This window comes from Corallococcus sp. AB030 (assembly GCF_003668965.1).
Classification (GTDB): Bacteria; Myxococcota; Myxococcia; order Myxococcales; family Myxococcaceae; genus Corallococcus; species Corallococcus exiguus.
Window position 1 is genome coordinate 1 of record NZ_RAWQ01000289.1, and the last position, 9,965, is coordinate 9,965.

The following is a 9,965-nucleotide window of genomic DNA, read 5'->3' on the forward strand; positions in this document are numbered from 1 at the left end:
CGGAGATGTGTATACGCGACAGCCGCGCAGGGGCTGCTGCGGGGACAGGGATTGCGCGGTGCGCTCGCGGGGGCGGTGGGTGGCCTGATTCCAGGCGTGGGCGGGCGCATCGCGTCCTCTGTTCTGCGCGGCGACGGCGCGGATGACGACGCGTCGCTGGATGCGCTCGCGGACATGGCGGATGCGCGGCAGGTGCCGCCCGCCGTGGCCCTGCCGCTGGGCGCGGGGCTCGCGGCGCGGGTGGTGGCGCGGCAGGCGGTGCCCATGAGCACCACGCTCGGTGGCGCCGCGCAGGGCGTGCTGCGGGCTCGCACGCGCGGCGTGGAACAGCTCCTGATGCGGCTCGCCCAGCAGGTGCCGGGCACCTCGGGCCGGCGGCTGCGGCTGATGCGCCTCATCGCCCGGCTGGCGGCGGGGAACCTGCGCCTGCGCGGCACGGGCGGCGCCATCACCGCTCTGCCCAGGGTGGTGCAGGGCGCGGGGCGCCGGGTCATCACGCGCGCGATCCAGGTGCCCGCGATGGGCGTCGTCCCGGCGCGCCTGGCCGCGCGGCGGGTGCACGCCCGGCGGCACGTGCTGCGCCACATCCCCGTCTCCGCGGTCAGCGCCGCGAGCGTCCGCCGCGCCTAGGTCGATCCACTCACGAAGTCTTCAGGACAAGGAGGAGTACCCATGCAACCGCAGCCTTTCGAAGAGGAGTTTTCGAGCCAGGGCGATGAGATGTCCGACCTGCTGGCAGAGGGCGAGGAGGGCTTCGAGGACGAGGGCATGGACGACCCCTTCGAGGGTGAAGGCATGGAGGAGGGCTTCGAGGCCGAGGGCTTCGAGGACAACCCCACCACCATGGAGGACCCCTTCGAGGGCGAGGGCTTCGAGGACAACCCCACCACCATGGAGGAGGGCTTCGAGGCCGAGGGCTTCGAGGAGAACCCCACCCCCATGGAGGAGGGCTTCGAGGCCGAAGGCTTCGAGACGGACAACCCCAACGCCCTGGAGGACACGTTCGCGGACGCGATGGACGCCCAGGACGAGGACGAGTTCCTCCGCCGCCTGGCGGCCGGCGCGCGCCGGCTGGCCACCGTGGCCGGACCCACCTTCCAGCGCATCCGCCGCAGGGCCATGCCCATCGCCATGCGGCTCATCCGTCAGGCCGCGCCCCGGCTGGGCGGCATCGCGGGCCAGGAGATTGGCCGCAGCCTGGGTGGGCTGCTCCGCGCGGACGCGATGGACGCCTTCGCGGACGCCGCCGGGGACTACGCCAACGACGAGGACATGGACGCCTTCAACCGCGTGCTGGGCGGGCTGGCGGCGCGGCACGTGGTCCGCTCCACCATGTCTCCCGCGCGCCGCCGGCAGTCGCCCCAGCAGGCCCGGGCGCTGGGACGCGCGGTGGGCCAGATGACGACGCAGCTCGCCTCGCGCATCAGCCAGCGCTACGGCCCGCGGGCCCTGCCGGCGGTGACGCGCGTGGTGCGTCAGGTGACGCGGCTGGTGCGCCAGCAGGGCGCGAGCCCCCAGGCGGTGCCGCGGATGCTCCGCCGCATCGGCGGGCGCGTCATCTCCAGCCCGCGCGTGGTGCGCCGCCTGGCCCGGACGAGCGCCGCCGTGCGGCAGCTCCGGGCGCGCGCGGGCCTGCGCCGGGTGGGGACTCGCGGCCGGCTGAACCCCATGATGGGAGGCCCGGGCCTTCGCCGGCTGCGCACCGTCACGCTGCGGGGGCCGGTGCGCGTCATCGTGCGGTGAACCAGGGGGCGTGAGCGGCAAGGGGGAGGCGGGCACATGGCGGACACGCTTCAGCGGTTCCTGCGGGCCAAGGTCCAGAGCATCACGTTCCGGGCGGGGCGGCTGTCGCGCCTCACGCCACAGGACGTGGGCATCCGGCCCCGGGACGTCCCCTACGCCCCCTCCGCCGCGCACTTCGCCGCGGCCAACGCGCGCCTGGGCGAAATCGACCGCGACGTGCGCCGCGCCCTGTCGCGGCTGAACGGCCGGCTGCACGACGCCCCCCTCGCGCCTGACGAGGTGCTGGGGCGCAACGCGCTCTTGGAGCGTGAAATCGACCGCGCCCGCCGCGCCTACGGCCTCTTCTTCGACGTCTTCAGCCAGCGGGGCACGCGGTTCGCGCCGGCGCTGGCGGCCTGCGACGCCATCGCGGTGGACTGCTTCCAGGCGGTGCGCCAGGCCTCGCCGGGTCTGCTGGACGGCCCCATGCTCAAGCCGCTCACCTACCTGGAGCACGGCTTCTCCCCGGCCACCTTCCGGCGCGGCGTGTTGCTGAGCCGGCTGCTCGGGGAGCGCAACCCCTTCCCGCTCATCCGCGTGCCCTACGAGCGCGTGGAGGCTCCATGGGGGATGGGCGTCATCCTCCATGAAATCGGCCACAACCTGCAGGCGGACCTGGGCATCTGGCAGGAGACGCAGGTGGCACTCCAGCGGCGGGTGCTGCACGCCACCGGCAACCCGTGGCTCACGCGTCTGTGGGGCCGCTGGCACAAGGAGATCTTCGCGGACCTCATCGCGTGCCTGCTCGGGGGGCCCGCGTCGGTGCACTCGATGAAGGACTTCCTCGCGTACCCGTCGTCACGGGTGCTGACGTTCCATCCGCTCAGCGCGCACCCCACGCCATTCCTGCGCGTGTTCATCCAGGCGGAGATGCTCCGGCGCATGGGCTTCATCCGCCGGGCATGCGACGTGCGCGACAACTGGGACCGGCTGTACCGTTCGCGGCTGCCCTCCGCGCGAATTCCCAAGCTGCTCTTGTGCACGGCGGCGCGGCTCATCCCCCATGTCGTGGATGAGATTGCCTTCCAGCCCCGCCGGGGCCTGGCGCAGCGCGCGCTGGTGGACGTGGTGCCGTTCTGGCCGTCGGATCAAGAGCGCATCGACCGGGCCGCGGAGTCATTGGCGCGCGGGCACATCCCGCCGGGGCTGCCGCCGCGCCACGTGGTGAGCGCCAGCCGCGAGGCGCTCGAACGGAGGCTGGCACCGCCCGAGCGCATCTCTCGGACGGTGCTCAATCATCTGGTGAAGCTCGGCACGCGGAACGCGCGGACGCCGGGCGTGGGCGTCACCCTGGCCGCATGACAGGACCTCAAGGGAGGGACGATGTACGAGAACGTGAAGGGGAGAAGCCCCGGCGCATCCATCGAGCTGGCCTCGAGCGCGAAGTCGAAGTTCGACGAGTTCCTGCGCCGTCAGCTCGGTGTGTCCGACGCGCGTGACCCCAAGGCGGTGGTGTACGCGCTGCGCAAGCTCTACCCGACCACGGCCGCGCGCCTGGACGACGAGAGCAGTGGCCAGCCCATCCGCGTCTCGGCCACGCCCGAGCCGGTCATGGCCCTGATGAATGGCACCCTGGACTCGCCGGGCCAGCGGAGGTTCCGCCAGGAGCGCAAGGCACTGGTGGACGACCTGGAGATCGCGGTGAACCTGGCCTCCAACCGCGACTTCAAGGCACCGATGTGCGGCTGGCGAGACTCCATCCTCGCGGAGCTGGACGAGGGCGAGGCCGCGGCGAACATGGCGGTGGACCCCGTGTCGCGCGACCGGGCCTTCTATTCCATCCGCAAGCTGGGGGACACCGCGCGCGTGGCCCGCCTGGTGGGGATGGTGAACCCCACGGTGGTCCAGGAGTTCGGCCGGCTCGCGGCGACCATCGACGACAACGCCACGCTCCTGCGCATCCTGGCGGGCGAGGCGCTCTTCCGCGCCGGCTTCGACAAGGGCGGCACGGTGTTCCAGGTCGCGCTCCAGGACCTGCGCCAGCGCCGAGAGGCGCTCATCAACTCACTGGAGCAGCTCACCGCCACCTCCATCCAGGAGGGCTACGACGACTGGGGTGACGGCCAGGCGTCCTACGGCAAGCTGTTGGATCAGCTGCGCGCCCGGGGGCAGTCGGACCTGCGCGCCATCGTCCGGCCGGATGCCATGTCGCGGTTGTTGGACGTGCTGCTGAACCACACGCCCCGGCAGAACTCGGAGGACATGCGTGGCATCGCGTCGGCGGTGCCCGTGGAGCTCATCCAGCTGCGGCGCCTGCGGGACGTGGCCGGCAGCCTGCTGGACACGTCCACCACCGGCTTCTCCAACTCCGGCGGCAGCAGCCGGGGCGTCGCGTTGAACGCGAAGGTCCAGGGAGCCTCCGCGCCCCTGGCCGCCTTCACGGAAGCGCTCACGCTCTTCATCGACGCGTTCGACCGGCCCAACGCCGGGGCGCGGCTGCTCAACCTGGTGCTCCCCGTCCCGCTGACCTTCCGGGACCTGACGGGCAAGGAGCAGGCGCTGAACGACAAGTTCAGGGATCGCAACGACACCCAGGAGCTCATCGAGGACCTGCTGATGGACCCCAGCACGTCGGTGGAGTTCTGGAAGGAGCTGGCCCGGTTGGATCGCAAGCTCTACCACCTCGACCGGATCATCGACCTGTTCCTGCTGGACTACGACGAGGCCGTGGTGCCGGGCGGCAACCGCGTGGACCTCCACGAGGACATGATTGAACAGCTGGACGCGAACGTGGACGTCTTCAACGTGAGCCCGGCGTTCCTCCGGGAGCAATGCGGCCTGGAAGAGGACTCGCTGGAGCTGGCGAACACGCTGACCCAGGAGGCGCCCGGCCAGGCGGAGGAAATCGAGGACGACCGGAACCACAAGTACGGCTTCCCCCAGGGCGGCCACTGCAACACCGGCGAGCCCTTCACGGTGCCTCCGCCGATCCGCGTCTCGCTGGACCGCATCGAGAAGGACCTGGAGCCGCGCATCAACCCCGGGGCCGTGGAGCACCCGATGGACGCGGAGCCGGGCGAGCGGGCGGCGCCCGCCACCGCCACGGCGGGCAACGGGGCCAGCCTGGACGACGTGGCCTCGCTCATCGAGAAGAGCCGGTCGCGCATCATGACGGACGTGAAGCAGCAGTTGGAGGCCCAGGGGCCGGAGCTGGCCCGTCAGCTGGAGACGGCGTTCTCGGATCAGCTCAAGGCCGTGGAGCGCATCATCGCAGGCAAGGGGCGGCACGGTTCGGACGGACAGCCCGCGCCGCCCAACGGGCACGCCAAGTCGGGCCACTCGCGCCGCCACGTCCGCCACGCGCGCAAGCCATGAGCGTGCTCGCACGGGCCTGAAACCCTTTCCTTCAACGTCATTGACCCAGGTGGCATGCCATGAGCATCGGTACGGCAGAAGCCCTTCAGCGGCTGTTCTCGCAGTGGAAGCGGGAAGTCCTCTCCAACGTCACGTCGGATGAGCAGCGCACGGAGTTGCAGAAGCAGCTCTCGCTCCGGGAGGAGGAGCTGCTCGCCAGCGCCTCCGACGGCTCGACGGCGTCGCTCTTCTCGGACCTGATGGGGTTGGGCAAGGACGGAGCGCCCTCCTTCGACTCCATCAGCCGGCCGCTGCTCGTCCAGGACTTCGATGAGTCCGTCATCGAGACGCAGCTCCACGCGACCGCGGAGCTCTATTACATCTACCAGCACGAACGGATGAAGGTGTTCCAGGTGGCGGGCGTGCTCCTGCGCCTCTTCCACGACGGGCGCATGCGCATCCAGCGGGGCCCCGGCGCGCGGGCGCTGTACCTGATGGAGAAGCACCAACCGCTGCGTTACAAGCCGCGCGACCGGCAGCTCGCGTACCGGCGCGCGTTCAACTACGGCAGCCTGGCGGCGCCGGCGGGCGCGGTGATGTTCCGCAACTTCCACCGCGAGTTCATCGCCTTCGTGTCCGCCATCGCGCAGTACTTCCGCGACCTGCTCATTGGTGAAGTCATCCGCGGCTCGCAGCAGCTGAACGAGCGGCCCTTCGCGAGCCAGGCCACCATCCAGCGGCTGGGCACGGACATCCGCTGGCAGATCGACCGCGCCACCTACGGCAACATCCTGGCGCTCACGGTGGAGGTGGGCGAGTACCTCAAGACCATCCTCGACGCGATGGAGACTCCAGACATCAAGAAGGCGTTCGACGCGAACACCAAGTGGGACGTGATTGAAGTGGTGTCGCAGCGCTACCTGGGCGGCGCGGGGGAGATTTCGCAGCGCTCGAAGATGGCGGACGCGGGGCGCCTGCTGCTCAACTTCGTGGCGGACAACCCGTTCAAGACGCGCGACTTCAGGGACTTCCAGACGGAGGTGATGCCGCTGGGCCCGGTGGCGGAAGAGTGGATCGCCGCGTACCGGATGACGCCGGACGGCCGCTCGTTCCGCGGCGTGTCCCCCACCCTGCGCCAGACGCTGGGCATCACCAGCCCCGCACCGGCGATTCGCTGAACGAGGGAGGCACGGCATGGACATCCCGCTGCATCCCCTGATGGAGGCGGGCATGGGGGCCGCCTCGGCGCCGCGCACCAACGTGTCGCGGATGGTGGCCTCGGCGGTGGCGGGACAGGTGTCCCATCCCGTCGTGCGCGCGTCGCCCTACCGCATGGGCCGGGATGGGGTGCCCCGGCTGGTGCCGGGCAGCGGCGGCATCGTGCTCAACCGCCGCGTGGGAGACCGCGCGGTGGGGCTGGCGGCGGACCACATGGAAGCGGGTGTGTCGCTGCACAACACCGGGAAGGACGACGTCGGCCAGCGCGGCGGCTCCAACCGGGCGTTGATGTTCTATGCGTGCGTGGGAAACCGCGCGCGTGTGACGAGCGGTCCCGCGAGGGGCGCGGTGGGCACGGTGGTGGGAAAGCACGGCGGCATCAACCACGTCATCGTGGACTTCCCGCCCGCGGTGAAGCGCCGGCTGTGCATTGGCGACCGCGTGCAGCTGGATGCGTACGGCCAGGGGCTGGAGCTGCCGGACTTCCCGCAGGTGCGCGCGCTCAACCTGTCGCCCCGGCTGCTCCGGCGCTGGGGCGTGCGGACGGAGCGCGGGCGGCTGGTGGTTCCCGTGACGCACACGGTGCCCGCGGAGTTGATGGGTTCGGGGTTCGGACGTTCGGAGGGCGTGCTGGGGGATCTGGACATCCAGCTGTCGGACGCGCGGTTGGTGCGCAAGCACCGGCTGAACGCGCTCCGGCTGGGGGACCTGGTGGCGGTGTGTCCGTTGGACTATCGCTTCGGGCCCTCGCGACGGGCGGGGGTCATCACGGTGGGCGTGGTGGTGCATTCGGACAGCAAGGTCGCGGGGCACGGGCCCGGGGTGACACCGCTGCTCATCTGCCCGGGGGAGTGCGTCCGGCTGGTGTGCCGGCCCCAGGCCAACGTGGCGCTCGTGCTGGGGCTGCGCCAGAGCGTGGCGCCGCCTGCGCGCGGTCCGTCACGAGGTCGGAGGTAGGGACACCGCGCCCAGGCAGCGCGACACCATGGCGGCGCGGGTGTCCACGCCCAGCTTGACGAAGATGCGCCGCAGGTGGGCCGCCACGGTCCACGTGCTGATGTTGAGCTTCGTGGCGATCTGCTTGTTGCCCCAGCCCGCGCAGACGCACGAGACGACCTGCAGCTCGCGCGAGGTGAGCAGCCGCACGTCGGATGCGGGCGCCGTCGCGGGGCTCGCGGAGGGCTCCGCGGGCACCAGGTGGTAGCGCTGGCCGTTGAGGATGAGCTCGCCGGCCAGGGCGCGGTTCTGCTCCTGGAGAGCGACCGGGGCGCCAGGGTCGGGGACCACGAGGAGGACATGGCTCCCGGGAGGAAGAGGCGTCCGCATGGCGCGCGCTAGGAGGGGTCCGCCAGCTCGGGAGAGGTGAGGATGCGCCATACCTCGGAGGCTTCGCGCGAGCGGCCGGTGGCGCGCAGGTCCTCCGCGAGGCGTTCACCCGCGTGCTCCCCCGCGACGGGTGGCTCCGGCCGTTCGCGTGCGAGCGTCACGAGCCGCGTGACGCCGCGGCGGCCGAAGCGAAGCTCGGAGTGGAAGAGCAGGGCCAGCGCGCGAGCCGAAGCGAAGAGTCCACCGGGCGCGTCCACGGCCGTCTCCGCCTGGGCGCAGGAGGCCAGCATGGGGCGCAGCACGTGCGTGACGAGCGTTTCAAGCTGCGCCCGTTGAGCGCCGCGCTCCCGGCCGGCCCGGGCAAGCGCCGCGAGCAGCCGGGGGTCTTCGGCGATCAGGGCCAGGGCATCGTGGCCTTCGGCGTTCCTGGAGCCCAGGAGGCGCAGCGAGGCGGCTTCGTCCGGCTGCGCTGGGGTGGCTTCGAGTCCCAGCCGGCCCAGGCGCGCGTCGAACGCCTCGGGTTCGTGCTGCTTCCAGTGGACGAGCGCGGTGATGAGCAGGGGCCCTGACAATGGCCAGGCGCCCCACCGGGGCTCGCCGCCGGGCTGGGGCTCGGAGGTGACGGAGTCGAACGGGTGCCCGAACCACGCGAGGACGAAGTCCAGGGCGCGGGACTGGGGTTCCGTGAGGCCTGGTCCCATGACCTCCTCACGAGAAGGTGCACACGGCCCGCGCACCGCGACGGTGCCGCGATGGATGGGCCTGCCGCCCTCGTTGCCCAGGACGATTCGAGCGCCATCCGGGAAGGTGACCACGGGCCCCTGGAGCCGGAGCTCCTCACGGGCCGCGCGGAAGGGCGAGTCCTGTGCTTCCGCTTCGCGGAACTGAGACTCGGTGAAGAAGTCGGTTCCGGAGCGGAGGTGGACGTTCTCCTCCCGGGACGTGCGGGCAGGTGTCGACTCGGGTTCCCTGAAGGGGTCTGCTCCGGAGCGCGAGTGATGGTTCGCCTCACGAACCGAACGAGCAGAGGCCGCCTCTGACGCTCTGAATCGATCCGCATCAGAGCGAGCGTGGCGGCTGACCTCATGGGCCGAACGAGCAGCAACCGCCTCTGACGCAGTGAACGGATCCGCGCCAGACCTCATGTGGCGATTTGCATCACGGGCCGAGCGTTCCGATGCCGCCGGCATGCGGGGCGCCTGTTCGCTGAACGGATCCGTCTCAAGGTGATGCTCTTCGCGCGCCGCGTGAACGGAATCGACACGGGATTCCTGTTCGCCGAACGAAGTCGCTTCGCGGCGGTGCTTCTCACGGGCCGCGCGGGAAGAAGCGGGGGCTCCGCCCTGCGGCATCCGGGCTCGGGGCGCTGACTCAGCGAGCGAACTGCGGCCGGAACGTGGAGGGCGCACTCCCTCACCCGAAGCGGAGGCTCCACCCTGCGGCATCCGGGGTCGGGACTCGGACTCGGCGGGCGTGCCGGAACCAGACCGTGGAGGGCGCATGCCTTCACGTGCGGCGCCAGGGCCCTCGGATTCAGAAGGAGTACGGGGCCTCGATTCGGAGAACGGCTCACTGTCAGGACGCGCAGGGCGCCCCTCCCCCCTGGTCGCGCGCGACGAGGCATGACGGTTGGGCCCCGGTTCGGCGAAACGTTCAGGATTCTGACGAGGAGGACGCAGCCGCGCACTCGCTGTCCCCGATGATCCGTCTTCCCTCGTGTAAGCAGGGGGCCTGGAGCCACGACGCGAAGGACGCATCTCCTCCCGGGTCGTGCGAGAGGAGGCAGAGGGCTCACCCTGCGTCGTCCGGCCATCTGGGCCGAGGTCATCGTGCGGATCATCACCAGAGCGAGCAGCGGCTCCGGAAGCGCGCTGACGTGGTTCCGGTGCATCCTCCCGCGAGAAGGGAGCATCCCGTTCGAGGTCGGAAACCCAGCGCTCCAGGAGCGACATCACGCCCTGGGAGGCAACGGGCGCACGGTTCCGCTTCCGCCCCGAATCATCACCGGCCACGGCAACCTCCCCTGAGAACAATCCTGCCCACGCACAGTAGGAATCCCCCTTGCGCAGGGAAGTTCGACCCGGAGCCGGGCTCGACGGTTGAGTTCAGGATGGAGGCGCCACGGCGGAACCCCCAGGACGACAGCGCGGTCATCCCGGAAGGCTGTCCCCACGCTGGCTCGCCTGCTCTCGACGTGCGCTCAGAACAGACGCGAGTACGTGGACGGTGCCCCCGGCCGAGGCGTCCAGCGCCGCGCGCGGCGAGGGGCGCGAGCACGCCCAGGACGACACCCAGTCCCCACCGCAAGGCCCGGACCGCCAGGCCCCCCGGCCCCTGCTACGCAC

8 protein-coding genes are annotated in these 9,965 nt (G+C 71.2%); 6 read left to right on the top strand and 2 right to left on the bottom strand.

The annotated features are described in order from the left end of the window. Window positions 1–51 precede the first annotated feature (51 nt). The 6 genes from D7Y15_RS40010 to D7Y15_RS40035 are packed head-to-tail and all read left to right on the top strand — an operon-like array spanning window position 52 to window position 7,251. Window positions 52–630 carry a hypothetical protein gene (locus D7Y15_RS40010; RefSeq protein WP_199746043.1) on the top strand — a complete coding sequence of 193 codons (579 nt, stop codon included), beginning with the start codon at window positions 52–54 and terminating at the stop codon, window positions 628–630. Window positions 631–672: 42 nt separating this feature from the next. After that, complete coding sequence (locus D7Y15_RS40015) at window positions 673–1,743, top strand: hypothetical protein (protein ID WP_121755853.1); 1,071 nt, start codon at window positions 673–675, stop codon at window positions 1,741–1,743. 36 nt (window positions 1,744–1,779) lie between these two features. Continuing rightward, window positions 1,780–3,084, top strand: coding sequence for a hypothetical protein (locus tag D7Y15_RS40020; RefSeq protein ID WP_121755854.1), 1,305 nt, complete (start codon window positions 1,780–1,782; stop codon window positions 3,082–3,084). Window positions 3,085–3,105: 21 nt separating this feature from the next. Beyond that, on the top strand, window positions 3,106–5,097 hold the full coding sequence (locus tag D7Y15_RS40025; RefSeq protein WP_121755855.1) for a hypothetical protein: 1,992 nt from the start codon (window positions 3,106–3,108) through the stop codon (window positions 5,095–5,097). A 59-nt stretch (window positions 5,098–5,156) separates the two neighbouring features. Beyond that, the gene (locus D7Y15_RS40030; protein ID WP_121755856.1) at window positions 5,157–6,254 is read left to right on the top strand and encodes a hypothetical protein; all 1,098 of its coding nucleotides are present in this window, start codon (window positions 5,157–5,159) and stop codon (window positions 6,252–6,254) included. 16 nt (window positions 6,255–6,270) lie between these two features. After that, a complete protein-coding gene (locus D7Y15_RS40035) occupies window positions 6,271–7,251 on the top strand; it encodes a DUF4438 domain-containing protein (RefSeq protein WP_121755857.1) in 981 nt (326 codons plus the stop codon). Here D7Y15_RS40035 and D7Y15_RS40040 read toward each other — a convergent pair. Further along, entirely contained in the window at window positions 7,234–7,581 is a 348-nt protein-coding gene (locus D7Y15_RS40040; protein WP_233605268.1) for a response regulator transcription factor, read from the bottom strand. The genes D7Y15_RS40035 and D7Y15_RS40040 overlap by 18 nt on opposite strands. Before the next feature lie 47 nt (window positions 7,582–7,628). Further along, window positions 7,629–8,321: a hypothetical protein gene (locus D7Y15_RS40045; RefSeq protein WP_233605269.1), complete on the bottom strand. Its 693-nt coding sequence runs from the start codon at window positions 8,319–8,321 to the stop codon at window positions 7,629–7,631. Window positions 8,322–9,965 lie beyond the last annotated feature (1,644 nt).

Excerpts from the sequence above, each read along its gene's own strand:
- D7Y15_RS40015 (WP_121755853.1), top strand. The coding sequence starts at position 673 with ATGCAACCGCAGCCTTTCGAAGAGGAGTTTTCGAGCCAGGGCGATGAG.
- D7Y15_RS40020 (WP_121755854.1), top strand. The coding sequence starts at position 1,780 with ATGGCGGACACGCTTCAGCGGTTCCTGCGGGCCAAGGTCCAGAGCATC.
- D7Y15_RS40025 (WP_121755855.1), top strand. The coding sequence starts at position 3,106 with ATGTACGAGAACGTGAAGGGGAGAAGCCCCGGCGCATCCATCGAGCTG.
- D7Y15_RS40030 (WP_121755856.1), top strand. The coding sequence starts at position 5,157 with ATGAGCATCGGTACGGCAGAAGCCCTTCAGCGGCTGTTCTCGCAGTGG.
- D7Y15_RS40035 (WP_121755857.1), top strand. The coding sequence starts at position 6,271 with ATGGACATCCCGCTGCATCCCCTGATGGAGGCGGGCATGGGGGCCGCC.
- D7Y15_RS40045 (WP_233605269.1), bottom strand. The coding sequence starts at position 8,321 with ATGGGACCAGGCCTCACGGAACCCCAGTCCCGCGCCCTGGACTTCGTC.